Below are 24,888 nucleotides of genomic sequence, written 5' to 3'. Positions count from 1 at the left end.
AGTGCAAGCCCATGAGGCATTTTGCTGGATTACTGCGCTTTCGGGGCCCGGCAACGGCCCGGCCGATTGGGGGCTACTTTTGCCTGCGGGCCTGCGTGGCCCACCCAGCGCGTTTTTTCCGACCTCTGCTTTTCTGTCTAACTCTTTGCCATGACCGTTTCCTCTGCCCTTCCCCTTGTCGACCTGCGCTCCGATACCGTGACGCGGCCCACGCCGGCCATGCTGGAAGCCATGTTTGCCGCCCCGGTGGGCGACGACGTGTACGACGAAGACCCCACCGTGCGCCGCCTCGAAGAAATGGCCGCCGCCCGCTTCGGCCTCGAAGCCGGCCTGTTTTGCCCCTCGGGCACCATGACTAACCAGATTGCCATCAAAGCCCACACCGAGCCGCTAAGCGAGGTGATTTGCGAGCAAACGTCGCACATTTATTTGTGGGAAGTGGGCGGCATTGCGTTTCACTCGGGCGCCTCGGTGGCGCTGCTGCCGGGGCATCGCGGGCGCGTGACGGCAGCGCAAGTGGAAGCCGCCATTCGGCCCGAAAACGTGCATTACCCCACCACCAGCCTCATTTCGCTCGAAAACACGCACAACCGCGGCGGCGGCACCTGCTACTCGCTCGACGACCTGCGGGCCATCAGCGACGTGGCCACGCGGCACGGCATTGCCCGGCACCTCGACGGGGCCCGCATTTTCAACGCGCTGGTGGCCACGGGGCAGCGCAGCGAGGACTACGGGCAGTTGTTCGACTCGATTTCGGTGTGCCTTTCCAAGGGCATGGGCACGCCGGTGGGCTCGGTGCTGCTGGGCTCGGCCGCGTTTATTAAGAAGTGCAAGCGCATCCGCAAGGTGATGGGCGGCGGGTGGCGGCAGGCCGGCTACCTGGCCGCGGCGGGCATTTACGCGTTGGAAAACAACGTGGCGCGCCTGGCCGACGACCACCGGCGGGCCGCTCGCCTGGCGGCGGTGCTGCAGGACCAGCCCTACGTGGCCGAAGTGCTGGCGCCCGAAACCAACCTCGTCATCTTCCGGCTGCACGAGAGCCAGCCCGCGGCCGAGTTTCTGGCGGCGCTGGAGCGGCAGGGCATTCGGGCCAGCAGCTTTGGGCCGCAGTGGATTCGCTTCGTAACGCACCTGGACGTGGACGATGCCATGCTGGCGCGCGTGGAAGCGGCGCTGGGGGCGCTGGGCAGTTGATGTTGTTGCCCGTTGCGCCGCTCGCCCCGACGGGGCGCCTGCGGCTTTACTTACCTTACTGCTGATGGATTTATACAACGCGTTGGCGCTGCTGCTCGTCACGGCTGCCGGCTTTGCCTACCTCAACCACCGCTTTTTGCGCATGCCGCCGGCCATTGGGCTGATGGTGCTGGGCCTGGCGGCGTCGCTGCTGCTGGTGCTGCTGGCCAAGTTTGACGTGCAGCCCGTGCTGCAGCTGGCCGGCGTGGTGGGCAAGCTCGATTTCAGCCGCATTGTGATGCAGGTGATGCTGGGCTTTCTGCTGTTTGCGGGGGCCATTCACGTCGATGCGGGCCGGCTGGGCAAGCTGCGCTGGCCGGTGGGCGCCCTGGCACTCATCGGCACGCCGGTGAGCACGGTGCTGGTGGCCACGGCCATGTTTTTTCTGCTGCCGCTGTTCGGGCTGCCCACGCCTTTCATCTACTGCCTGCTGTTTGGGGCGCTCATTTCGCCCACCGACCCCATTGCCGTGCTCAGCATTCTGACCAAAGCCAACATCTCGAAGTCCTTGGAAACCAAAATCGTGGGCGAGTCGCTGTTCAACGACGGCGTGGGCGTGGTGCTGTTTGTGGTGACGCTGGAGGTGGCCCTGCTGGGCCCGCAGGACTTCACGGTGGGGCACGCGCTGACCGTGTTTGCCCGCGAAACCCTGGGCGGCCTGGCCCTGGGCACGGCCCTCGGGCTGGGCGCGGCCTGGCTGCTGCGCACCATCGACAACTACCAGGTGGAGGTGCTGCTGACGCTGGCCCTGGTGGCCGGCGGCACGGCGCTGGCGGCCCGCCTGCACACCTCGGGGCCGCTGGCCATGGTGATGGCGGGCCTGCTGGTGGGCCACTTCAGCCGCCAGCGCGGGGTGATGTCGAACGAGTCGCAGGACTACGTGGACAAGTTTTGGGAGCTGATTGACGAGGTGCTGAACGCGCTGCTGTTTGTGCTGATGGGGCTGGAAGTGCTGGTGCTCGACATTCCGGGGCGCACGGTGCTGGTGGGGCTGGCGGCCATTGTGGTGGTGCTGCTGGCGCGCTGGGTGGCCGTGTCGGTGCCGCTGGTGTTTCTGCGGCTGATGCCCACGTTTCGGCCTTCCGACCACGGCGTGGCCGTGCTCACCTGGGGCGGCCTGCGGGGTGGCCTCTCGGTGGCCCTGGCGCTGAGCCTGCCGCCCACCATGCCGCGCGAGCTCATTGTGGGCGTGACGTATGTGATTGTGGTGTTTTCGATTGTGGGGCAAGGGCTGACCATTGGCCCGCTGGTGCGCTGGCTGGGCGTGGGCCAGCCGAGCCCGGCCACCGGGGCCGCCGTCGCCCCCAAAGCGCACTGATGAGCCCCGGCACCCAAACCACCCATCTGACGTTCTGACCTTATGAATTTGTTCATCATCGGCGACGTGCACGGGTGCTTCCACACCTTTCAGGAACTGCTGAAGCGCTGGGACCCCGCCACCGAGTTCCTGATTCAGGTGGGCGACCTGGTGGACCGGGGCGCCTACATTCCGGAAACGGTGGAGCTGGCCCGCAGCCTGAGCGAACAATACCCGGACTCGACCACCTTCCTCATGGGCAACCACGAGGACGCCCTGCTGCACCATTTCGGGCCCGATGGCCCCTACCCCGGCTGGTTGCGCTGGGGCGGCCGCAGCACCGCCGACCAATACCGCGCCCGGCCCGAATTGCTGGCCTGGCACTTGCTCTGGCTGGAACAGCGCCCGCTTTTCTGGGAAAACGAGCACGTGCTGGTGAGCCACGCCGGCATCGGCACTTCCGACCAGGCCTACAACCCCGACAGCTCCGACGGCCTGCTGTGGACCCGCACGCCGCTCCGGCGCCTGCCCCAGCTGCAGGTGGTAGGCCACACGCCCATGCCCCAAGGCGAGCCCAAGTTCGACAAAGCCACCAACGCCCTCTACATCGACACGGGCGCCGTGTTTGGCGGCAACCTGACGGGCGTGCGCCTCTCCCCCACCGGCCGGCCGCTCGACATCATCCTGATTCCCGTTCACCCCGAAGACCTGCTGGAGTAGTCTTCCACTTCCACCATTCCGTTGCCGTTGATGCTCAACCAAGCCGCCATCGAACACCTCACCGCCGCCGACCCGCGGCTGGGCGCCCTGATTGCCGCGGGCCGCGAAATCCACCCGCGCCCGCACGAAGACCTGTACCTGGCCCTGCTGCGCGCCATCGTGAGCCAGCAGATTTCAACCAAAGCCGCGGCGGCCATCTGGAAGCGCTTCCAGAGCCTGTTTCCGCCGGAGGGCTACCCCGAGCCGCGCGAAGTGCTGGCCCTGACCGAGGACGAGCTGCGCGCCGTGGGCCTCTCGCGTCAGAAAGCCGGCTACCTCAAGGCCATTGCCGAATACAACGAGCGGGGCCTGCTCGACTACGACCACCTCACCGGCCTTTCCGAAGAAGCCTTTACCCAGCACCTCACCGCCATTCGGGGCGTGGGCCGCTGGACGGCCCAGATGCTGCAAATGTTTGCCCTCGACCAGCCCGACGTGTTTTCGGAAGGCGACCTGGGCGTGCAGAACGCCATGCGCCGCCTCTACGGCCTGGAAGAAACCGGCCGCGCCCTGCAAAAGCGCATGCTCGCCATTGCCGAAGCCTGGCGCCCCTACCGCACCCTGGCCTGCAAATACCTGTGGCAGAGCCTGGACAACGGCACCCAGATTCCGCCCACGGCAGAGTAGCGGTGATTGAGCAACAACAAACCTGTCATCCTTCGCTGCGCTCAGAATGACAGGTTTTTAAGCCTTGACTACGCCAGCACCTTGGCCCCCATTTCAAACACTTCCTCGCGCACAAACAGCTCGCCCTCCTGCCGCAGGATGGCGAGGTTGTCGATGATGATTTTGAGGTTGTAGGTTTCCTGGTTGAGGTAGGCCAGCACGGGGCCCAGCAGGTCGGGGGTGGTGTCGTGCAGGGCCAGCGAGATGTGCGGCAGCCAGCAGTCGGGCCCGCTGAACTTGTCGGTGCGCAGGCAGAGCGGCGCGGTGGCTTCGCGGATGCGCCGGTGCAGGGCGTTGAGGGCATCGGAGCGCAGCACGGGAATGTAGATGACCGGCCGCTCGCCCGGAAACACGCCCAGGCCCGTGGTGAAGGCCGGAAACGGCTCGGTGGTGGCGGCCACGTCGGCCAGCACTTTCTTCAGGGAGCTCAGCTTTTTGACACCGGCCAGCTGGTAGGTCAGGTGCGGGTCGAGGGTGGCCTGCACGTCGTCGAGGCCAAACTTTTCTTCCAGGCTTTTGATGATGGTGTTGATGCGCGACACGTGCGGCGGGCTGAGCAACGAAGTAATGGCAAGCATGGCAGTAGGTACGGAGGAAGCCGGCGGCGCGCCGAAAACCGCGGCCGATTGTTGAAAACCAGTTGACATTAAATGTGTTGGGGCATTTGCCGGTTAAATTGTTCACTCTGCCCGCGCGGGATGCTCAACGACTGGAACGCCGCGCCGCGCAGGCCCTTGGCCAGCTGCACCAACTGACCCGTGTGGTAGGCATAATGCGTCAGCTGCCGCTGCAGGGCCGCCAGCACCGTGTGCGCCTCGCCCCGAATGGTGACGGGGCGCAGCAGGTCGGCGGGCTGCAGGGCGTCGAGCAAGTCGAAAAGGACGCGCCAGGCAGCTTCCCACTCGGCTCGCAGCGGGGCAATGGACGCCACCGTGGCGGGCTCTTCAAACTCCTGGTCGCGCCGGCGGTTTGGTTTTTCGCCGTCGGAAGTCAGAAAATCGGTGAAGCGCGAGCGCAGGTTGCCGGCCAGGTGCTGCACAATGACGGCGGCGCTGTTGGCCCCGGGCGCAGGGCGGTGCAGCCACTCAGCGTCGGAGATTTGGGCCAACGCCCGGTCGGCCAGGCTTTTGGAGGACTGAAAGCCGTGGCGCACCGTGGCCAGTACGGCCGTGCCCAACGCGTCGGAAGCAAGTGGAGTAGCCATGGCGCCAAAAATACAGCACGCGGGCAGCCCATGGTGCAAAACAACTGGTGCCGTTGCGGCATTCTTCTCAGTGCACCGGTCGGCAAAATGCCGGTCTTTATCGACTTCGCCTGCCGCGGCTCATCCTCGCCGGCGCCTTTCGCGTTACGATACCCTTTGCCCTGCTCTCGTGCCCGAAACCGTCGTTACCGCTCCCTCTTCCGCGTCGCCTACGCCGACCCCGGCCGCGCCCGCACGGGCCCCGAAGTGGCTGTGGTGGCTGCTGGGCGTGGTGGCGCTGCTGCTGGGCGCGGCGCTGGTGGTGCAGCACTACCTCGACCCCTGGCTGCGCCGCCAGCTGGAACAACAGGTATCTGCCCAAACCCACGGCCAGTACCGCCTGCAAATCGGGGCGCTGGAAACCAGCCTCTGGCAGCGCGCCATGCGCCTGCAGAACGTGCGCCTGCGCCCCGCCGCCCAGGTGGCCGACACCCTGCCGCGCCTGCGCCTCGACGCCGCCCGCCTCAACGTTACGGGCGTGGGCCTGCTGGCGCTGCTGCGCAAAGCCGTGGTGCCCGTCGACAGCATCGTGCTTGATTCGGTGGCCATTCAGGTGCTGGCCCTGGCCCGACGCCCGACCCGCAACGCCGGCAAGCCCCTGCACGAGCAGTTGCCGCTCAAGTTGAAAGGGCTGGAAATCGGCTACCTCGGTCTGCTGCACACGCAGGCGCAGTACCTGCCCGGCACGCCGGCCGCCGCCCGCCTGCGCCGCGCCGACCTGAGCGCGCACGACCTGCTCATTAGCCCCGCCGGCGCGGCCGATACCCAACGCTTGGCCTACGCCACCGCCTGGCGCCTGCAGCTGCAGCAGGCGCAGGGGCTGGCACAAGGCCACCGCCTGCAGCTCAAGGGCCTGCTAGTGGCCACCGCCGACCAGGAAATTCAGCTTGATTCCGTGGAAGTACAGCCCGGGAATGCCGTGCCGGGCAACCTGCCGCGCGTGAGCCTGGCAATGCCCCGCCTGCGCCTCACCGGGCTGAACGCGGCCCGCCTGCTGCACCAGCACACGTTTCGCGCCGATTCGCTGCTGCTGCAGGCCCCGCGGCTGACCGTGGTGCCCCCGGCTAAAAAAGCTGCGGGCGGTGCCGGTTTCGGTACTTTTGCCCGCAGGCTTGACCTGGCACATTTGGTTGTGCACCAGGGCTTTTTGCAGGTAAAAGACGAGGCCCTGCGTTCCGTTATTCGCACGATTGAGGTGGCCGGAACTGCCATTCGCGTCGATTCCGGCACCGTTCCCAATGCCGGGCGGGTGCTTTTTGCCAAGGCCTGGACGCTGGGGCTGGGCCGCAGCAACGCCACGGTGGCGGGCCACGCCGTGCAGGTGGGCGGGCTAAAGCTGTCGACCTCGGCCGGTACGCTGGCCCTGCGCGCCGTGCGCGTGCGGCCGCCAGGGCCGGGCCAAGGCACGCCCGGTGCGGTGCGCATCGACCTGACTCTGCCCACCCTCGCCCTGCGCGGCTTCGATGCCGCCGAGGTGCAGCGGCGGCGACGTCTGCGGGCATCGGTGCTGCTGTTAGAGAACGCCCGGCTCATTTTCACGCCGCCCAAACAGGCGCCTCCGCCGGTGTGGAAGCTGCTCTCGAAAGCCGTGCGGCGCACCGATTTGGCCAAGTTGCGCATCCGGCGCAGCTTCCTGCAGATTGGCGGCCTGCGTCATTCGCCCGAAATCAACGACATAGACCTGACCGGACGCGGCATCCGCATCGACTCGCTGGCGGCGCTGGAACCGCGGCGCATTGCCTACGCGCGGGCCTGGAAGGCTAGTTCCGGCCTCATTTCGGCGCCGTTTGACCCGCCCTATTACCGGGCCAGCAGCCAGCGCGCCCGCCTCGACACCGACGCCCAGACGTTTCGGTTTGAGAACATGGCTTTGGTCCCCAAATACTCGCCCGTGGGCATGAACCTGCACAAGGGCTACCAGGTACCCGCCGTCCGCGTGAAAATTCCTTCCCTGACTTTCAGCGGGCTGGAATTTGCCGGACTGGTGCGGCGCGCCGATGTGCGGGTGGCCCGCGTGACGGTGCAGCGGCCGGAAGTGCGCATTGCCTCCGACGGCCGCGGCCCCATCAACCCGAACCGCTCCAAGATTTCGCCCGAAGAAATGCGCAACCTGCCCATGACGGTGGACGTGCGCCGGCTCGACATCGTGAGCGGCACCCTTGCCACGAGGTACCGCAGCCCCCTCACGCCCCTGCCCGGAACCTTGAGCATCAACCGCTTCACGGGCAGCTTCTTCAACCTGAGCAACGACCCCAAGCGCCAAACGCCGGCCACGCCGCTCACGGGCCGCGCCACCACGTACCTGCAAAACCGGTGCCGCCTCGACGCCCAAGTGTCGATGTACACGCTCGACCCGCTGGGGCGGCACCGCGTGTGGGGCACGTTCGGGGCCGGGCAGTTCAACATCCTGAACTCCATGACGGTGCCCACGCGGCTGGTGGAGTTTAAGAAAGGCGACGTGCACCGCATCCGCTTCGACATGCAGGCCAGCCGGCGGGGCACCACCGGCACCATGTGGGCCGAATACTCGGGACTGCAGCTGCGGCTGCTGGGCTACAAAGACGAAGAAATCAAGAAGCCCTTGCTCAAGCGCGTCATCTCGAAGGCCGTCAACGTCATTGTCATCCGCGACCAGAACCCGCGCAAGCGCGGCGAGCTGGTGACCGGGAAGATGATTTCGACCCGCGAGCCGCGCTTTTCGGTGTTCACGCTCTGGCGGCAGGGCGTGGTGAGCGGCTTGTTCGACAACGTGGGCGTGCCCCAGGCCCTGGCCCAGAAGCTGAGCGAGAGCAAGGACGAGGCCCCGCTGCCGAAGTAGCACCAGCCCCCTCGCGGTCCAACGGCGTAGCCGTCCGACCGGAAAAGGCGGGCAGAAATCGGGCGGGAGCGAAAAACGCCGGGCCGGGGTTCCGTACCTTTGCCCCTGAATACCCCCGACCCCATGATTTCCATTTCCGACCTCGACTTCCACTTTGGCTCCCGCACGCTCTACGACAACGCGAGTCTGCACATCAAGCCCAAAGACAAAATCGGCCTCATCGGCCTCAACGGCACCGGCAAATCGACCTTGCTGCGCCTGCTGGTGGGCGAGTACAAGGCCGACGGCGGCTCGATTTCGATGGCCAAGGACGTGACGCTGGGCTTCCTGAACCAGGACTTGCTGAGCTACGACACGCACGAGAGCATCCTGCACGTGGCCATGCAAGCCTTTGAGGAAGCGCTGGAATTGCAGAAGAAGATTGACGAAATCCTGGTGCAGTTCGAAACCGACTATTCCGATGACTTGGTGGACAAGCTGGCCACCATGCAGGAACGGTTTGAGGCGCTGGGCGGCTACACCATGCAGGCCCGCGCCGAGGAAATTCTGGAAGGCCTGGGCTTCTCGACCGAAGACCTGCAGAAGCCGCTGAAAAGCTTCTCGGGGGGCTGGCGCATGCGCGTGATGCTGGCCAAAATCCTGCTGCAGCAGCCCTCCCTCCTGCTCCTTGACGAACCCACCAACCACTTGGACTTGCCCTCCATTAAGTGGATTGAGAACTACCTGGCCGACTACGAGGGCGCCGTCATCATCGTGAGCCACGACCGCGCCTTCCTCGACCGCACCACTAACACCACCGTGGAAGTGCTGGGCGGCAAACTGGTGCCTTACGCCGGCAACTACAGCTACTACCTCGAAGAGAAAGAGGAGCGCAACGCCATCCAGAAAGGCGCTTTTGAGAACCAGCAGGCCCAGATTCGGCAGGCCGAGCGGTTCATCGAGCGCTTCAAAGCCAAGGCCAGCAAGGCCAAGCAGGCCCAGAGCCGAGTGAAGGCGCTGGACAAGCTGGAGCGCATCGAGGACGTGGCCCAGGACGCGGCCAAAATCAACATGAAATTCACCTTCAAAGTCGAGCCCGGCCGCCACATCCTCCGCATGGAGCACGTGACGAAGAAGTACGACCAGAAGCTGATTTTCCGCGACACCAACGTGCACATCGAGCGCGGCGACAAAATCGCGCTGATTGGGGCCAACGGCAAGGGCAAATCGACGCTCATGCGCCTGGTGGCGGGCACCGAGGCGCCCACGGCGGGCAAGCACCAGCTGGGCCACAACGTGATTATGTCGTTCTACGCCCAGCACCAGTTGGAAAGCCTGACGCTCGACAACGAGATTTTGCAGGAGATGAGCGAGGCCGGCTCGAAGCGCAACGACATGGAATTGCGCTCGGTGCTGGGCTCTTTCCTGTTCACGGGCGAGGAAGTTTTCAAGAAAATTAAGGTGCTGAGCGGCGGCGAGAAAAGCCGCGTGGCCCTGGCCAAAACCCTGATTTCGGAAGCCAACTTCCTGCTGCTTGACGAACCGACCAACCACCTGGACATGGTGTCGGTAAATATTCTCATCCAGGCCCTGGAGCAGTACGAGGGCACGTTCATCGTCATCAGCCACGACCGGTACTTCGTGGAAAACGTGGCCACCAAAATCTGGTTTATCGAAGACTACCAGCTGAAGGAATACCCCGGCACCTACGTGGAGTACGAGCAGTGGCAGGAAGACCGCGAGAAAGCCGCCAAAAAAGCCGGCCTGCCCTCGCCTTCGGCCAACAAACCCCAGCCCAAGGAGGAGAAAAAAGCCGACGCCACGCCCGCCAAAACCTCTTCGCCCGACCAGAAAAAAGCCCTGAAAGAGCTGGCCGAGGTTGAAGCCAAAATCGACGTATTGGAAAAGGAATTGGCCGGCTACGAAAAGCAGCTCGCCGACCCCAAAATTTATGAAAACGCGTCGCAGCTAAAAGACGCAACGGTGAAATTTGAGCAGGTGAAAAAGGAGCTGGCGCAGCTAAACGACCGGTGGGAAATGCTGGCGGAGGTGTAAGCAGGCCGCAGGCATGGGTTGGAAGCACGGCCGTTTGGAGGCTATTTATACAGCTCTTTGCAAATGCATTGCTGCACATCACCGACCCTTTTTCCTTTCGGGAAAATTAGGGTGATGCGGGGGCCGTCCGGGAGCAGATTGGTGTATTCGCCGGAAATTCCTGGCCTTTTCAGGTCGCCGCTGAGCCAGGTAATTTTGCGAGTGGTTTCGTCGTACTTGAACGCGCCGGTGCCCTTCAACCCGGTCAGGTATTTGTAGGTGTTCTTTTGTCATATTTCAAACGTGCCGGAATAATACCACCCGGTGGGCGAAAGCAAATTGCAGATGTATTTGCCCCTGACCGGTCCCCCGGCGGTTTTGCCGGCGTTGAACTTGGTGATTTTATCAGCCGCCACCCATTCATCGGGTGAATCTCTGTCTTCGTAATGCACCTTGTATTTGCCCTGAGCAATTTCCAAGACGGTTGCTTCAAACGAGACGCCGTACGCATTTACACTTACCAATTCGCCGGTTTTAAAATTTCCGGCTTGGCCAAACGCAGCAGTACAAGACAGGGCGCAGACAAGGAGTAAGGGCAGGCGCATATGGAGGCAAATTAAAAGTACTTTATATGCATCGCGCCTCGCTAAAGCGGAGAAGCTCGATGGGGACATGAAAGCCAACTACTAGCCAAGCTAGTCGGCTTTGCGCCAAAGCTAAAAGCCGGCTGCCGTGCCAGCAAAATTATTGCGGCCATTCAAGGCAATGAGTGGCCGCCACTACAATTCGGCCAGCCCCCACGGTTGATACAAAGCGTTGCCCGTTCGGCGATTTCACTCAGCTTTTTTCAAACTAAGGCTGGGGAGAATAAGCAGATGGGCGCAGCCGAAGCAATGCGTCTGAAACGCGGTAAGCGGTGCCGGGTCTGCCCGCTATTTTTCCGTGGTCCGCACCAGAATGGTGCAGCCCGCCGGAAACACGCGCCCGTTTTCGACGCTGGGGTTGCAACAGAGGCCGTGTATCGATACAATGAACAGCTTTGCCCAACCGGCTGCTGCAGCAACGGGTGGGACCGCCGTACTTTCGCCTCATGCGTTTCCTTCCCTTCGCCTCCCTCCTCCTGGCCACTGCCTGTGTGCCGCTCGGCACGCCCATCACCGACCCCAACGCTGGCCGCGCCGGCACCCAGAAGCCCCCGGAATACTACGCCGACAAAACCCTGCGCTACTCGGACTACACCTATTCGCCCGACGTGCGCAGCGTGCAGTGCTACGTGGGCACGGGCCAGCCCAACGAGGTGTTTCAGCCGCCGGTGGTGCCGCTGGGCCAGAGTCAGGGCATTGTGTTGGAGTTCGACGTGCTGGGCGGCCAGAGCCAGCGCTACACGGCCAAGCTCATTCACTGCGACGTGGACTGGCAGCCTTCGGTGCTGACCGACATGCAGTTTCTGAACGAGATAAACGAGTTTCTCATCACCGACTACCGGGTGGGCACGGGCACCAAGGTGCCGTATTTCCACTACCGCCTGCGGGCGCCGGGCGTCAAAATCAGCGGCAACTACCTGCTGGTGGTGCAAAACAGCGGCGGCGCGCCGGTGGTGTCGCGCCGGCTGCTGGTGTATGAAAACCAGGTGCAGGTGGGTCTCAAGCCCGGCTTTGTGGTGGGCGGGCAGGAGCGCTACACCCTGCAGCAGCTCGACTTCGCCATCGGCTACGCGGGCGTGGACCTGGTGAACCCGGCGGCCGAAGTGAAGGTGATACTGCGCCAGAATTTCCGTTGGGACAACGCCAAGGTCAACCTGCGCCCCACCTTCGTGCGCGACGCCGAGCGCCGGCTCGAATACCAGTATTTCAACTTCGAAAACGCGTTTCCGGGCCTGAGCGAGTACCGCTACTTCGACACCCGCGCGGCGCAGAGCGTGGGCTTGGGCGTGCTGCACGTCGACCCGCGCGCCAATCCCACGGCCGTGGAGCTGCAGCCCGAAACCTCGCGCCAGAAGCTGGCCTACAACCAGTACCAGGACGCCAATGGCCAGCGCGTGTTCGAGAGCCGCGAGTACGGCAACGGCGCCACCAATGCCGACTATTTCGACGTGACTTTTCAGCTGAAGGCCGACCAGCTGGCCCCCGGCCCGGTATACGCCTTCGGGGCGATGACCGACTGGCAGCTCAAGGACGAATTCCGGCTGGCCTACGACGAAGCCAAGCAGCTTTACACCGGCCACGCCCTGCTCAAACAAGGGTACTACAACTACGATTTCGCCGTGGCCGGCGCCCGCGGCGCGGCGCCCGACGAAGTGTATTTCGAAGGCTCGCACCAGCAAACCGAAAACCAGTACGACTTGCTGGTGTACTACCGCCCGCCCGGCACCCGCACCGACCTGCTCATTGGCTACCAGACCGTGGGCATGAACAGCCGCCAGTAGGCCGCCGGATAACCCCGCCGGGTGGGCTGCGTTTGAGCCCTTAACGCCGCCAGCCCTTCCGCAGGCGCTGCCCGGCCGCTGCGCTCACGCCTTACCCATTCCCACCCATGAAACAACGTTTTCCTGTCGCCCTGGGCGCGGCGGCCCTGCTCTGGGTTGCCGGCTGCGCCACCAATCCCGTCACGGGCAAAAAGGAGGTCATGCTGGTGTCCGAAGGCCAGGAGCTGGCCATGGGCCAGCAGTCGGACCCCGCCGTGACGGCCCAGATGGGCCTCTACGACGACAAAAAAATTCAGGCCTTCATCAACGAGAAGGGCAAGAAGATGGGCGCCGTGTCGCACCGCCCCAACATCGAGTACCAGTTTCGGGTCGTCGACTCGCCCATCATCAACGCCTTCGCCATCCCGGGCGGCTACGTGTACTTCACGCGCGGCATCATGGCGCATTTCAACAATGAAGCGCAGTTTGCGGGGGTGCTGGGCCACGAAATCGGCCACGTCACGGCCCGCCACTCGGCCAAGCAGCAAACCAATTCCATCATCGGCCAGGTGGGCCTGATGGGCGCCATGATAGCCTCGCCCCGGCTGGCCCAGTTTGGCGAGCAGGCCATGCAGGGCATGCAGCTGCTGTTCCTGAAATTCGGGCGCGACGACGAGCGGCAGTCCGACGAACTGGGCGTGCAGTACTCGTCCAAAATCGGCTACGACGCCAGCCAGATGGCCGACTTCTTCCAGACCTTGGCCCGCCAGCAGCAGCAGTCGAAGGCCGAAGCCATCCCCGATTTCCTGAGCACCCACCCCAACCCCGAAGACCGGTACAACACCGTGCACCAGCTGGCCGACCAATGGAAGCAGGCCAACGGCAACCCCAAGCTGGCCGTGAACCGCGACCAGTACCTGCGCCTCATCGACGGCCTAGTGTACGGCGAAGACCCCAAGCAGGGCTTCGTCGAAAACAGCGTGTTCTATCACCCCGAGCTGAAATTTCGCTTCCCCATCCCGGCGGGCTGGAAGTCGCAGAACTCGCCCTCGCAGTTTCAGATGGCCGACCCGGCCGGCAAGGGCCTGCTTATCCTGCTGCCTGCCCCCGGCGCCACCCCCGAGGAAGCCGCCCAGGCCGTGGCCAAGCAGCTCAGTCTGCAAGCCAGCGAAGCCCCGCGCCGCACCGCCATCAACGGCTTCCCGGCCCTGGTGTTTGTGGCCGACCAGGTGCAGCAGGACCCGCAAACCGGCCAGCAGGTGGCCGGCGTACGCGTGCTGGGCCACATCATTCAGGACGGCAAAAGCCTGTATGCGCTGCTGGGCGTGGCGGCCCCGGCCGACTTCCCCGCCTATGCGCCGCAGTTCAGCAGCGTAGCCGAAGGCTTCCAGCGCCTCACCGACCCCGACAAGCTCAACCGCCAGCCCGAGCGCATCCGCATCGTGAAGCTGAAGCTGCGCAGCAACCTGCGCCAGGCCCTCACCACCAACGGCATGACCGAAAAACGCCTCGAAGAGCTGGCCATTCTCAACGGCATGCAGCTCAACGAGCAGGTGAACGCCGGCTCCCTCATCAAAGTGGTGGGCAAATAAGTGGCATTACTATTGGATTGAGTGGGCCAGGCCGCCTGCGCAACTCTATATATGTTGCTGCGTTTGCAAGCTCGGCTGTCGCGTTGGCGCCGGCTCCATTTGTTAATTTTCTTCCCATGCCTAATCCCATTATCCGCGGGCTGCGCACCGGTGCCGCCCTTCTGCTCCTGCTGCCCCTGGCCAGCTCTTCGAGCCTCACCGATTGGGCCGCGCGCACGCCGGCCGCTCCCAGCACCCCCGCCGCCCGGCCCCTGCAGGGCGCCAAGCCCGACCCGGCCGTTATTGCCCAGTTTGGCCTCTACAACAGCGCCACGCTGCAAAACCTCATCGACGCCAAGGGCAAGCAGATGACGGCCATTTCGGACCGCCCCGGCGACTACGGCTTCACGGTGGTCGACTCGCCCGTCATCAACGCCTTTGCCACGCCCGACGGCCACGTGTACTTCACGCGCGGCATCATGGCGTATTTCAACGACGAAGCCCAGTTCGCCGGCGTGCTCGGCCACGAGTTGGGCCACATCACCGCCCAGCACGGCAAAAAGCAGCAAACGCGCAGTACCATTGCCGGCATCGGCATGATACTGGGCTCGGTGCTGGCGCCGCGCGTGATGCAGTCGGTGGGCGGCGTGGCCCAGCAGGTGGTGGGCCTGGGCATGCTCAAGTACGGCCGCGACGACGAGAACGAGTCCGACGCCCTGGGCGTGAAGTACTCCACCAAAATTGGCTACGACGCCAGCCACATGGCTGACTTCTTCCAGACGCTCTCACGCACCGAGGCCCAGAGCGGCAGCAGCATCCCCACCTTCCTGAGCACCCACCCCAACTCGGCCGACCGCTACACCCGCGTGAAAGGCCTGGCCGCCCAAGCCAAGCAGGCGGCCGGCGGCCGTGCCCTGGCCGTGAACCGCAACCAGTACCTGAAAGCCATTGAGGGCCTGAACTACGGCGAAGACCCGCGCCAGGGCTTCGTGGAAGGCGGCGTGTTCTACCACCCCGACCTGAAGTTCCGCTTCCCCATCCCCTCGGGCTGGAAGTCGCAGAACTCGCCCCAGCAGTTCCAGATGGCCGAGCCCAACGGCAAAGCCCTGCTGGTGTTCCTCGGCGCCGGCAACGGCACCCTGGACGCCGCCGCGCAGTCGCTGGCCAAATCCATCGGCCTGCAATCGGCTCAGGCCCAGAAAACCACCATCAACGGCTTCCCCGCCATGGTGATTGAAGGCGACCAGGCCGCTTCAGACCAGCAGAGCACACCGGCCCACGTACTGGCCCAGCTCATTCAGGACGGCCAAACCGTGTATGCCTTCGTGGGCCTGGCCGCGGCTTCCAGCTTTGGTACTTACGCGCCGCAGTTCCAGCGCGCCGCCCAGGGCTACGCCCGCCTCACCGACGCCAGCAAGCTGAACCGCCAGCCCGAGCACATCCGCATCAAAGCCGCGGCCAGCAACACCACCCTGGCCTCCGCCCTGGCCGCCAACGGCATCCCCAGCAAGCGTTACGAGGAAATGGCCATTCTCAACGGTATGAAAACGACCGACCAGTTGCCGAAGGGGACGTTGTTTAAAGTGGCGGGGAAATAATTTTTCGGGGCAGGCAAGCACTACTAGCCTACCCCGAAAAACACTTTGCTTTCTCCTGCGTTTTTGTAGTGGGTTAAGGCTTGTGAAAGGGCTTCAAGGTCTTCCAATATCCCTCCGGAATGGAAATAGTCCTTCCACATGCTGTATTGGAAGGCCTTGGCTTTATAATTGATTTTATCAATCATGCTTGGTTCACTCTTCACCTTAGCTATGAATGCGTTGACAAGGGTGAGCAGTTTGTCTACGTCTTGCTCAACTTCTGCTTCGTCGCCTTCCTCAAAACCATCAAGGTAAGCCACGTTGGTTAGCGGATGTAGGTCCAAACCAGCGTATTCACCTGCTTTTACAAGCACAGATTCTTCCTCAAACAGGTCGTAGCTGGCGACGAAATTGTAGTAAGACCTATTGATGAAAACATCACTGCCTTCGCAACCCGAATCAACTCCGCCGCATACGCTGATATTAAATCCCATTCGCTGAACACATAAAAACGCCCCAACCGAATACCGGTTGGGGCGTTTAAATTATGCACGCCGTCAGAATAAAATCCTTCTTGCGCAACCTACACGTTAAACCGGAAGTGCATGATGTCGCCGTCCTGCACCACGTAGTCTTTGCCTTCCACAGCCATTTTGCCGGCTTCTTTGATTTTTACTTCGGTTTTGTATTCCTGGTAATCGGGTAGCTTGATAACCTCGGCGCGGATGAAGCCCTTCTCGAAATCGGAGTGGATGACGCCGGCCGCGGCGGGCGCTTTGTCGCCGCGGTGGATGGTCCAGGCCCGTACTTCCTGCACGCCGGCAGTGAAGTAGGTAATCAGGTTCAGCAGCTCGTAGCTGGCCCGGATGAGCTTGTTCAGGCCCGACTCGGTGAGGCCGTATTCGCCCAGGAACATGGCTTTTTCCTCGGGGTCTTCCATCTCGGCAATCTGGGCCTCGATGGCGGCCGACACCAGCACCACCTGGGCGCCTTCGGCTTTCACGTGCTCGCGCAGGGCCTCCACGTGGTGGTTGCCGTTGCTGGCGATGCTGGCCTCGTCCACGTTGGCCACGTAAATCACGGGCTTGACGGTGAGCAGTTGCAGGTCGGCAATGGCGGCCAGGTCGTCTTCGGAAGCGGCCACGGCGCGGGCGTTCTGGCCGGCCTCCAGGGCGGCTTTGAATTTCTGGAGCGACACCACTTCTTTCTTGGCCACGGCGTCGCCGGCTTTGGCGCTGCGCTCCGACTTCTGCAGCTTCTTTTCCACGCTCTCCAGGTCCTTGAGCTGCAGCTCGGTGTCGATGACGTCTTTGTCGAAGACGGGGTCGACGCCGCCGGCCACGTGCACGATGTTGGGGTCGTCGAAGCAGCGCACCACGTGGATGATGGCGTCGACTTCGCGGATGTTGGCCAGGAATTTATTGCCCAGGCCCTCGCCCTTGCTGGCGCCCTTCACGAGGCCGGCGATGTCGACGAACTCGATGATGGTGGGCAGCACGCGCTTGGGGTTCACCAGCGCTTCGAGGATTTGCAGGCGCTCATCCGGCACGGTGATGACGCCCACGTTGGGCTCGATGGTGCAGAACGGGTAGTTGGCCGATTCGGCCTTGGCGTTAGAAAGAGCGTTGAAAAGAGTCGATTTGCCGACGTTTGGCAAGCCGACGATACCGCAGCGGAGGCCCATTGCTTCGAATTAATAATGAAGAATTAAGAATGAGGAATTAGCCCATTCGGCCGCAAAGGTACGGCACGCTGCTACAGCAAAACGGCGCGAACGGACGTTCATCCATTCGCGCCGTTGAAAAAAGGTAGAGAGATTAACCGGTAACCACTACCCGTTAATCACCCATTTAGAAGCTGTCGTCGCTGCGGTTGGGGTCGAAGGCGGGGCGGTCGAAATCGCGGCGGGGCTGGTCCCGGTCGTCGTAGTCGCGCGGGCGGTCGAGCTCGGCTACCTCTTCGGGGGTCAGCAATTCTTCGCGCACGTAGTCGACGGCGTCCTGCAGGGCGTCCACAAACTTGAGGAAATCTTCCTTGTAGAGGAATATTTTGTGCTTTTCGTAGCTCACCGAGTCGTCGCCGTGTTGGCGGCGCTTGCTTTCGGTGATGGTCAGGTAGTAGTCCTGGCCGCGGGTGGCTTTCACGTCGAAGAAATACGTGCGCTTGCCGGCTTTAATGCGTTGGGAATAAATTTCTTCCTGGTCGTGACGGTCGTCCACAGGGATGGGTTGGGGGTATGGGTGGGAAATAGCGTCGATGGTTGATTGTGACGGCCAACTTACGAATTGTGCGGTAAAGATAAACGGCGGGGGCGCGCCGGGTGTTGCTATCAGGAGCGGGACAACGGAACGCCGTGCAGCGCACGGCGAAGCATGACGTTCTTTACGGCCCACTCCCCCACCTGCCACCCCATGCCCATCGACCTCGCCGCCATCCGCTCCTTCGAAAACATCGAATTTCTGGCCCGCCAGCTGGTCGACGGGTTCATTACCGGCCTGCACCAGTCGCCCTACCACGGCTTTTCGGTGGAGTTTTCGGAGCACCGCCTCTACAACCCCGGCGAAAGCACGCGCCACATCGACTGGAAAGTGTTTGCCCGCACCGACAAGCTGTTTGTGAAGCGCTACGAAGAGGAAACCAATCTGCGCGCCCACCTGCTGCTCGACGTGAGCCCCAGCATGTACTACCCCGCGCCGGGCCACGACAAGCTGAAATTCAGCATTCTGGCCGCGGCGGCGCTCACCACCCTGCTCACGCGCCAGCGCGACGCCGTGGGCTTGGTCACCTTCGCCGACACCGTGGAGCTCCAGACGCCGGTGCGCTCCACCAGCACCCACCGCCACACCCTGCTGCTGGCCCTGCAGCAGTTGCTGGAGCGCCCGCCCGTGCCCGCCACCCGGCGCGGCACCGACGTGGCCGGCACCGTGCACGCCATTGCCCAACAGATTCCGAAACGCTCTTTGGTCATCATTTTCAGCGACATGCTGGGGCGCGGCGCGGCCGAGCAGGAAGCGGCCCTGGCCGCCCTGCAGCACCTCAAGCACCAGCACCACGAAGTGCTGCTCTTCCACGTGCTGGACCGCGCCACCGAAGCCGACTTCGACTTTGCCGAGCGGCCCTACATTTTTGAAGACGTGGAAACCGGCCAGGAAATCAAGCTGCAGCCCTCGCAGGTGCGGGAACAGTACCGGGCCGCCATGACGGCCTACGAGCAGGAGCTGGCCCAGCGCTGCGGGCAGCTGCGCATCGATTTCGTGCCCGTCGACGTGCGCGAGCCGTTTGAGAAAGTGCTCTACGCCTACCTGGTGAAGCGCGGCAAGGTGCGCTAAACATTCTGGCGGGCCCCGGGCTTGCACTCCGTATTCAACCCTGAGCTGTGTTTCTTCGCTTCGTTCTCGTTTTCGCGGTTTCGCTGCTGGTGTTTGCGCCCATCACCGGCTACATCGCCTACAACTACGGCCGCTCGTTCTGGCGCTGGTTTGCGTTTGGGATGGTGGTGCCGTTTTTCTCGGTGTTTGTGGCGCTGTTTGTGGCCATGCGCGAGCGGGCCGCCGAGGAAAAACAGGAGGCTTCGGCGCGCCAGCGGCCACCGGCGGCCTGAGCCGGGCAGTGCCAGCCCTGCGGGCACCAATTGAGGCAAACGGCCGCTGCCGGCGCTACTTTCGCGGCGGCGCTGTGCCTGTTTTGTTCACCCTTCTTCTCTCTTTATGTACCAAATCCTTCTCTCTCTGCACTCCTGGTCGCGCTGGTTCGTGGTCATTTTCGGCCTCATCGCCGTGTACCGCGCTTTCGTGGGCTACTCGGGCCGCCGGCCTTTTGTGAGCGCCGACAACGGCATGAGCGCCGCTTTTTCGGGCTTCATGTGGCTGCAGGTCCTCATCGGCCTGGGGCTGTACTTTGGGCTGAGCCCCTGGGGCCTGAAGGCCATGAAGGAGGCCGGGGCGATGCAGGACCCCACCAAACGCTTTTTCGGCATGGAGCACGTGGTCGTGATGATTCTGGCCGCCATCGTGGCCCAGGTGGGGCGCATCGCCGTCAAGAAAACCGCCGACAGCACCCAGAAGCATCGCAAAGCCCTGCTCTACTTCGGCGTGGCCCTGCTGCTGGTGCTGCTTATGATTCCGTGGGGCATCTGGAATCCGGAACGGCCGCTATTCCGTTTCTAGGTTTTCGGGTTTTACCTGCTAAGTTTGAAGGGCTGCGCGCATACGCAGCCGCAGCCCTTCCGCTATTTTGCCCGGCAATCTATTGACCCACGCCCCGTGCCTACCGCGCCGAAACGTACCTACACCGTAGAGGACTTTTCCGATTTGATAAACACGCGCCTGCAACGGCTCGAAAGCAAAAAGGAAGCCCAGCAACGCTTTGGCAGCCTGCTGGCCGTGTTGCGGCAGCAGGTCGACTCCTACCGCCACCGCAAAATGGGCCAGTAGCCCATTCTGCGGTCCTCTCTACCGTCACCCATCAGCAAAAAAGCCTTCCCGCGCCAACGCAGGAAGGCTTTTTTGCTGATGAGCCGGCCTTCGCCGCTAGGCCAAAACAGCGGCGAGGCCAACGACGGACGGGCTAAATAGCCTGTCCGCCCGACGCTTCCAGGCGCTGGGCGGTTATCCAGCGGGCATCGTCGGTGCAGAGGAAAGCCACCACCGGGCCGATGTCGTCGGGCAGGCCTACCCGGCCCAGCGCCGTGAGCGAGACAATGTGGTTTTGCAGTTCCTGGTTGTCGCGCACCCGGCCGCCGCCGAAGTCGGTGGCAATGGCCCCGGGCGCCACCATGTTGACGGCGATGCCCCGGGCCCCCAGCTCTTTGGCCTGGTAGCGGGTCAGCACCTCCATGGCGCCCTTCATGCTGGCGTAGGCCGAGGAATTGGGCTTGATGATGCGCGTGAGCCCCGACGAAATGTTGATGATGCGGCCGCCGTCGCGCAGCAGTGGCAGCGCCTGTTGCGTGAGAAAAAAGGGCCCCTTGAAGTGCATGTTCATGGCCTCGTCGAACTGCGCCTCGGTGGTTCCGGCAAAGGGCGCGTAGAGGCCAGTGCCGGCGTTGTTGATAAGGAAATTGAACTTATCGGTGCCGAAAGTTTCTGTCAGCGTGCGGCTGACTTGTGCAAAAAAGGCTCATGAAGACAGATGGCCTGCACCTGCCCATTCAGATACGCTGCCTGGTCGAAATCTGCACGCACTCCGTGCTTGCCCCAGCGGCCATTTGTGCTTTATTTTGAATCACCCTACTGCCTTACCACCTGCAAAAATGGAACTCACTTCCGCTCCTATCACGACTACCTGGGTAGCCGTGGCGGCCACCGAAGCCGCCCCACCCACCCTGCCCGCCGGCCACGCCCACCCCACGCACTGCCTCGATTGCGGCACGGCCCTCACCGACCGGTTTTGCGCCCACTGCGGACAGGCGGCCGCCACGCACCGCATCACCCTGAAACACCTGCTGTTTCATGACTTGCCCCACTCCATCTGGCACGTCGACAAGGGGCTGGTGTATACGTTTTACCAACTGCTGACCCGCCCCGGCCTCACCATCCGGGGGTATTTGGCTGGGCAGCGCACGCGGCAGTTCCGGCCGGTGAGCTACCTGCTGCTGCTGGTGGGCCTGTCGGCGCTGGTCATGTCGGCCTTCCAACTCGACCTGCAACACGCCATGATGGCCGCGCAGTCCACCGCGGCGGGCGCCCCCCCGCAGGCGCTCATGTCGGTGGTAATGGACCGCTACCTTTCCATCACCGTGAAGCACCCTTACCTAATGCAGTTGGTGCTCATGCCGCTCAACAGCCTAGTGGCGTGGTGGCTGCTACGGCGGGCCGGCTACAACTACGCCGAGGTGCTGCTGGCCAATTGCTTCGTGGGGGGTACCCTCACCGTCATCAACCTGGCCGTGATGCTGCCTGCGCTGCTGGCCGGCAACCGGGCGTTCCTGGGGCTGGCCTCGCAACTGGTTTTTATCCCAACGCTGGTGTACACGTTCTGGGTGAACGCGCAGCTGCTGTTGGCCGCCCCCGCCTTCACCGCGGCACGGCGCTACGGCCGGGCGCTGGGCATCTCGCTGCTGCAGCTCGGGGTGCTGCTGGTAGCGGCGGTGGTGTGCATCGCCGTGCTCACGGTGCAGGTGCTCCACGAGCGGCCGGACCTGCGACCGGCCAAAACGCCGCGCACGGCCGCCACGCACTAGCCCCCTTCCCGCTGCCGAATCCTCAAAGCCCGCCGCTGCCCCAGCGACGGGCTTTTTGTTGCCTCTCAAAACAAAATCCTACCTTCGCCGCCCTAATCTTCCCTCCCACCCAACCCCCATTTCATGCCCACCCTCCACGACCACGCCCACATTGGCGGCCAACCGCTGCGCCCCGAAAGTTTGATGATGAGCTACGGCTACACCCCCGCCTGGAGCGAGGGCGCCATCAAACCTCCTATTTTCCAGACGTCTACCTTCGTCTTCAGCAGCGCCGAGCAGGGCAAGGCCTACTTCGAGCTGGCCTACGGCTTGCGCCAGGCCAACCCCGACGAGGAAATGGGCCTCATCTACTCCCGCCTCAACAACCCCAGCCTCGAAATCCTGGAGCACCGCCTCACCCTCTGGGACGGCGCCGAAGAAGCGGCCAGCTTCGCCAGCGGCATGGCCGCCATCAGCACCACGCTCTTGGCGTTGCTGAAACCCGGCGACGTGGTGCTGCACTCCGAGCCCGTGTACGGCGGCTCCGATTTCTTCCTCAAGAACGTGCTGCCCAAGTTCGGCATCACCGCCGTGGGCTTCCGCCCCACCGCCACCCCGGAGGAGCTCACCGCCCAAGTGGCCGGCATCGAGCAGGGCCGCCTGGCCATGATTTTTGTGGAGACGCCCGCCAACCCCACCAACCACCTCGTGGATTTGGAAGCCTGCGCCGCCCTGGCCCGCCAGCACGGCACCCCGGAAAATCCCATCCGCCTGGTGGTCGACAACACCTTCCTGGGCCCGGTTTTCCAGCACCCGCTCAAGCACGGGGCCGACGTGGTGCTCTACTCGGCCACCAAGTTTCTGGGCGGCCACTCCGACCTCATCGCCGGCGCGGCCCTGGCCAGCAAGCCCCTCATGAAGGAGATTAAAGCCATGCGCACCTTCATGGGCACCATGTGCGACCCCAACACCGGCTGGATGCTCATGCGCTCCCTCGAAACCCTGAAGCTGCGCATGGAGCGCGCCGCCCAGTCGGCCCACACCATTGCCGACTGGCTGCGCCAGCACCCGCTGGTGGCGCGCACCTACTACCTCACCCACCTCGAGCATTGCCCCTCCCAGCAGGACATCTACCGCCGCCACTGCCTCTCGCCCGGCTCCATGATTTCCTTCGACATCAAGGGCGGCGAGCCCGAAGCCTTCCGCTTCCTCAACGCCCTGCGCCTCATCAAACTGGCCGTTAGCCTGGGCGGCACCGAAAGCCTGGCCGAGCACCCCGCCACCATGACGCACTCCGACATCTCGGTGCCCGAGCAGGCCGAGATGGGCATCACCGCCCAAATGATACGCCTCAGCATCGGCGTGGAAGACCCGCGCGACTTGATGCTGGATTTGGAGCAGGCGTTTGCGGCCGTGGAGGTGCCACAGGAAGCTACCGAGCTGGTCATGGCCTAGCTCAGCCAGTCGAAGGAATGATTCCCGCAAAACCCTGCCTGCCGGTCAACCGCGGGCAGGGTTTCCTTTTGATTCACTCCTGTTGCCGAATTTCCCAAGCAGGAGAATGTCTTGGATTCGCTTCCTTTGCCGCCGTTCATCCACTTTTTCACTCCTCACATTCATGGGCTTCTTTTCTGGACTTCTTGAGAACGCAGGCACCGTTCAGCCCGCCGACCTGACCAACGAATACGGGCAGCTGCTGGCCAGCGGCGAAACCATCGAAATTGGCTTTAAGCTGGTGCGCGACGTGTTCATCTTCACCAACAAACGCCTGATTATGGTGGACAAGCAGGGCGTGACGGGCAAGAAAGCCGAGTACCTCTCGGTGGCATACAAAAGCATTTCCCGGTTCAGCATCGAAACCGCCGGCCACCTCGACCTGGATGCCGAGCTGAAAATCTGGGTGTCGAGCGAAACCTTGCCCAGCATCACGCGCAAATTCAACAGCCAGGTCAACATTTACGACGTGCAGCGCGTGCTGGCCCAACACGTACTTGGCTAACCGAGCTGCGCAGGGCGCAAGCTCGCCCCGTTGTAAACCTTACAAACAAAAAGGGCCTTTCCGCATGGGAAAGGCCCTTTTCTGCATGCCGAAACCAGAGCCTACTGCCCCAGCACGATGGCAAACACCAGCGGCGCCACAATGGTAGCGTCCGATTCGATGATGAATTTCGGGGTTTTCTCACCCAGCTTGCCCCAGGTGATTTTCTCGTTGGGCACGGCGCCGGAGTAGCTGCCGTAGCTGGTCGTCGAGTCCGAAATCTGGCAGAAATAGCCCCACAGCGGCACGTCGTGGCGCTGCAAGTCCTGGTGCAGCATGGGCACCACGCAGATGGGGAAGTCGCCGGCAATGCCGCCGCCAATCTGGAAGAAGCCGATTTTGCTTTCCTCCGTAGCGGTGTTGGTGTACCAGTCGGCCAGGTACATCATGTACTGGATGCCCGTCTTCATGGTGTGCACGTTCTTGATGTCGCCCGAAATGACGTGGCCGGCGTAGATGTTGCCGAGGGTGGAATCTTCCCAGCCGGGGCAGATGATGGGCAGGTTTTTCTCGGCCGCGGCCAGCATCCACGAGTTTTTGGGGTCAATCTGGTAGTACTGCTCCAGGTCGCCCGACTTCAGAATTTGGTAGAAGAATTCGTGCGGGAAATAGCTCTCGCCGGCCTGGTCGGCCTTCTCCCAGTGCTTGAGCACGGTGTGCTCGATGCGGCGCATGGCCTCCTCCTCCGGAATGCAGGTATCGGTCACGCGGTTCATGTGGCGCTTCAGCAGCTCGTGCTCGTCGGCGGCGGTAAGGTCGCGGTAGTGCGGCACCCGCTCGTAGAAGTCGTGGGCCACCAGGTTGAAGATGTCTTCTTCCAGGTTGGCGCCGGTGCAGCTGATAATCTGCACCTTGTCCTGCCGAATGAGCTCGGCCAGCTGGATGCCCATTTCGGCGGTGCTCATGGCGCCGGCCAGGGTTATCATCATCTTGCCGCCATCGGCGAGGTGCTTGTTGTAGCCATCGGCCGCGTCCACGAGGGCAGCAGCGTTGAAGTGGCGGAAATGGTGGCGGATGAAGTTGGTAATGTGCATTGCGAGGGAATTGGGTTGTTTTCGAGATTGGGTTGAACGTCATGCCGAGCGTAACCGAGGCATGACGTTCGGGTT

The 24,888-nt window shown here is 63.1% G+C and carries 24 protein-coding genes; 16 read left to right on the top strand and 8 right to left on the bottom strand.

Features of this window, described 5'->3' with window-relative positions:
* The first annotated feature begins 150 nt into the window (after positions 1 to 150).
* From IC234_RS00620 to IC234_RS00605, 4 genes are all read left to right on the top strand, one after another.
* Positions 151 to 1,194 carry a threonine aldolase family protein gene (locus tag IC234_RS00620; protein WP_190921901.1) on the top strand — a complete coding sequence of 348 codons (1,044 nt, stop codon included), beginning with the start codon at positions 151 to 153 and terminating at the stop codon, positions 1,192 to 1,194.
* Positions 1,195 to 1,258: 64 nt separating this feature from the next.
* Complete coding sequence (locus tag IC234_RS00615) at positions 1,259 to 2,551, top strand: cation:proton antiporter (protein WP_190921900.1); 1,293 nt, start codon at positions 1,259 to 1,261, stop codon at positions 2,549 to 2,551.
* 42 nt (positions 2,552 to 2,593) lie between these two features.
* Positions 2,594 to 3,250 carry a metallophosphoesterase family protein gene (locus IC234_RS00610; RefSeq protein WP_190921899.1) on the top strand — a complete coding sequence of 219 codons (657 nt, stop codon included), beginning with the start codon at positions 2,594 to 2,596 and terminating at the stop codon, positions 3,248 to 3,250.
* Between the two features lie 30 nt (positions 3,251 to 3,280).
* Positions 3,281 to 3,916: a DNA-3-methyladenine glycosylase family protein gene (locus IC234_RS00605; RefSeq protein WP_190921898.1), complete on the top strand. Its 636-nt coding sequence runs from the start codon at positions 3,281 to 3,283 to the stop codon at positions 3,914 to 3,916.
* Positions 3,917 to 3,984: 68 nt separating this feature from the next.
* Here IC234_RS00605 and IC234_RS00600 read toward each other — a convergent pair whose 3' ends face one another.
* Complete coding sequence (locus tag IC234_RS00600; protein WP_190921897.1) at positions 3,985 to 4,533, bottom strand: 2'-5' RNA ligase family protein; 549 nt, start codon at positions 4,531 to 4,533, stop codon at positions 3,985 to 3,987.
* 68 nt (positions 4,534 to 4,601) lie between these two features.
* Positions 4,602 to 5,159, bottom strand: a complete 558-nt coding sequence (locus tag IC234_RS00595) for a DUF1572 family protein (RefSeq protein ID WP_190921896.1) — start codon at positions 5,157 to 5,159, stop codon at positions 4,602 to 4,604.
* Positions 5,160 to 5,328: 169 nt separating this feature from the next.
* On the opposite strand from IC234_RS00595, the gene IC234_RS00590 reads away from it, so the two are divergent.
* Together IC234_RS00590 and abc-f are read left to right on the top strand one after the other, a co-directional pair.
* Complete coding sequence (locus tag IC234_RS00590) at positions 5,329 to 8,016, top strand: hypothetical protein (protein ID WP_190921895.1); 2,688 nt, start codon at positions 5,329 to 5,331, stop codon at positions 8,014 to 8,016.
* Between the two features lie 123 nt (positions 8,017 to 8,139).
* Entirely contained in the window at positions 8,140 to 10,050 is a 1,911-nt protein-coding gene (gene abc-f / locus IC234_RS00585; RefSeq protein WP_190921894.1) for a ribosomal protection-like ABC-F family protein, read from the top strand.
* A 269-nt stretch (positions 10,051 to 10,319) separates the two neighbouring features.
* On the opposite strand, the gene IC234_RS00580 is transcribed toward abc-f, so the two are convergent.
* Complete coding sequence (locus IC234_RS00580; protein WP_190921893.1) at positions 10,320 to 10,634, bottom strand: MBT domain-containing protein; 315 nt, start codon at positions 10,632 to 10,634, stop codon at positions 10,320 to 10,322.
* A gap of 485 nt (positions 10,635 to 11,119) precedes the next feature.
* Between IC234_RS00580 and IC234_RS00575 the strand changes: the two genes are divergently transcribed.
* The 3 genes from IC234_RS00575 (at position 11,120) to IC234_RS00565 (ending at position 15,602) form a co-directional block, all read left to right on the top strand.
* Positions 11,120 to 12,454 (top strand): type IX secretion system plug protein, encoded by a 1,335-nt coding sequence (locus tag IC234_RS00575; RefSeq protein ID WP_190921892.1) that lies wholly within the window; start codon positions 11,120 to 11,122, stop codon positions 12,452 to 12,454.
* A 107-nt stretch (positions 12,455 to 12,561) separates the two neighbouring features.
* Positions 12,562 to 14,025, top strand: a complete 1,464-nt coding sequence (locus IC234_RS00570) for a M48 family metalloprotease (RefSeq protein WP_190921891.1) — start codon at positions 12,562 to 12,564, stop codon at positions 14,023 to 14,025.
* Between the two features lie 116 nt (positions 14,026 to 14,141).
* Entirely contained in the window at positions 14,142 to 15,602 is a 1,461-nt protein-coding gene (locus tag IC234_RS00565; protein WP_190921890.1) for a M48 family metalloprotease, read from the top strand.
* 23 nt (positions 15,603 to 15,625) lie between these two features.
* On the opposite strand, the gene IC234_RS00560 is transcribed toward IC234_RS00565, so the two are convergent.
* The 3 genes from IC234_RS00560 to IC234_RS00550 form a co-directional block, all read right to left on the bottom strand.
* A complete protein-coding gene (locus tag IC234_RS00560) occupies positions 15,626 to 16,075 on the bottom strand; it encodes a hypothetical protein (RefSeq protein ID WP_190921889.1) in 450 nt (149 codons plus the stop codon).
* An 89-nt stretch (positions 16,076 to 16,164) separates the two neighbouring features.
* A complete protein-coding gene (gene ychF / locus IC234_RS00555; protein ID WP_190921888.1) occupies positions 16,165 to 17,265 on the bottom strand; it encodes a redox-regulated ATPase YchF in 1,101 nt (366 codons plus the stop codon).
* Between the two features lie 166 nt (positions 17,266 to 17,431).
* Positions 17,432 to 17,800, bottom strand: a complete 369-nt coding sequence (locus IC234_RS00550; protein WP_190921887.1) for a DUF3276 family protein — start codon at positions 17,798 to 17,800, stop codon at positions 17,432 to 17,434.
* A gap of 192 nt (positions 17,801 to 17,992) precedes the next feature.
* Here IC234_RS00550 and IC234_RS00545 point away from each other — a divergent pair, with 192 nt between their 5' ends.
* The 4 genes from IC234_RS00545 to IC234_RS00530 all read left to right on the top strand — a co-directional run bounded on the left by IC234_RS00545 (position 17,993) and on the right by IC234_RS00530 (position 20,014).
* Positions 17,993 to 18,910 (top strand): DUF58 domain-containing protein, encoded by a 918-nt coding sequence (locus IC234_RS00545; RefSeq protein ID WP_190921886.1) that lies wholly within the window; start codon positions 17,993 to 17,995, stop codon positions 18,908 to 18,910.
* Positions 18,911 to 18,957: 47 nt separating this feature from the next.
* The gene (locus IC234_RS00540) at positions 18,958 to 19,182 is read left to right on the top strand and encodes a hypothetical protein (protein WP_190921885.1); all 225 of its coding nucleotides are present in this window, start codon (positions 18,958 to 18,960) and stop codon (positions 19,180 to 19,182) included.
* 106 nt (positions 19,183 to 19,288) lie between these two features.
* Entirely contained in the window at positions 19,289 to 19,747 is a 459-nt protein-coding gene (locus tag IC234_RS00535; protein ID WP_190921884.1) for a hypothetical protein, read from the top strand.
* 96 nt (positions 19,748 to 19,843) lie between these two features.
* Positions 19,844 to 20,014: a hypothetical protein gene (locus tag IC234_RS00530; protein WP_190921883.1), complete on the top strand. Its 171-nt coding sequence runs from the start codon at positions 19,844 to 19,846 to the stop codon at positions 20,012 to 20,014.
* 133 nt (positions 20,015 to 20,147) lie between these two features.
* Here IC234_RS00530 and IC234_RS00525 read toward each other — a convergent pair whose 3' ends face one another.
* On the bottom strand, positions 20,148 to 20,672 hold the full coding sequence (locus tag IC234_RS00525; RefSeq protein ID WP_190922618.1) for an SDR family oxidoreductase: 525 nt from the start codon (positions 20,670 to 20,672) through the stop codon (positions 20,148 to 20,150).
* A 160-nt stretch (positions 20,673 to 20,832) separates the two neighbouring features.
* On the opposite strand from IC234_RS00525, the gene IC234_RS00520 reads away from it, so the two are divergent.
* The 3 genes from IC234_RS00520 to IC234_RS00510 all read left to right on the top strand — a co-directional run bounded on the left by IC234_RS00520 (position 20,833) and on the right by IC234_RS00510 (position 23,740).
* Positions 20,833 to 21,762: a DUF3667 domain-containing protein gene (locus tag IC234_RS00520; protein WP_190921882.1), complete on the top strand. Its 930-nt coding sequence runs from the start codon at positions 20,833 to 20,835 to the stop codon at positions 21,760 to 21,762.
* A gap of 123 nt (positions 21,763 to 21,885) precedes the next feature.
* The gene (locus IC234_RS00515) at positions 21,886 to 23,196 is read left to right on the top strand and encodes a cystathionine gamma-synthase family protein (RefSeq protein WP_190921881.1); all 1,311 of its coding nucleotides are present in this window, start codon (positions 21,886 to 21,888) and stop codon (positions 23,194 to 23,196) included.
* A 163-nt stretch (positions 23,197 to 23,359) separates the two neighbouring features.
* Positions 23,360 to 23,740: a PH domain-containing protein gene (locus IC234_RS00510; RefSeq protein WP_190921880.1), complete on the top strand. Its 381-nt coding sequence runs from the start codon at positions 23,360 to 23,362 to the stop codon at positions 23,738 to 23,740.
* A gap of 101 nt (positions 23,741 to 23,841) precedes the next feature.
* On the opposite strand, the gene IC234_RS00505 is transcribed toward IC234_RS00510, so the two are convergent.
* Positions 23,842 to 24,813: a deoxyhypusine synthase family protein gene (locus IC234_RS00505; protein WP_190921879.1), complete on the bottom strand. Its 972-nt coding sequence runs from the start codon at positions 24,811 to 24,813 to the stop codon at positions 23,842 to 23,844.
* Positions 24,814 to 24,888: the final 75 nt, after the last annotated feature.

It is taken from the genome of Hymenobacter armeniacus (assembly GCF_014699055.1).
GTDB classification, from domain to species: Bacteria; Bacteroidota; Bacteroidia; order Cytophagales; family Hymenobacteraceae; genus Hymenobacter; species Hymenobacter armeniacus.
The sequence above is the reverse complement of the archived record's forward strand: the minus strand, read 5'-3'. Positions and strand labels throughout refer to the sequence as shown.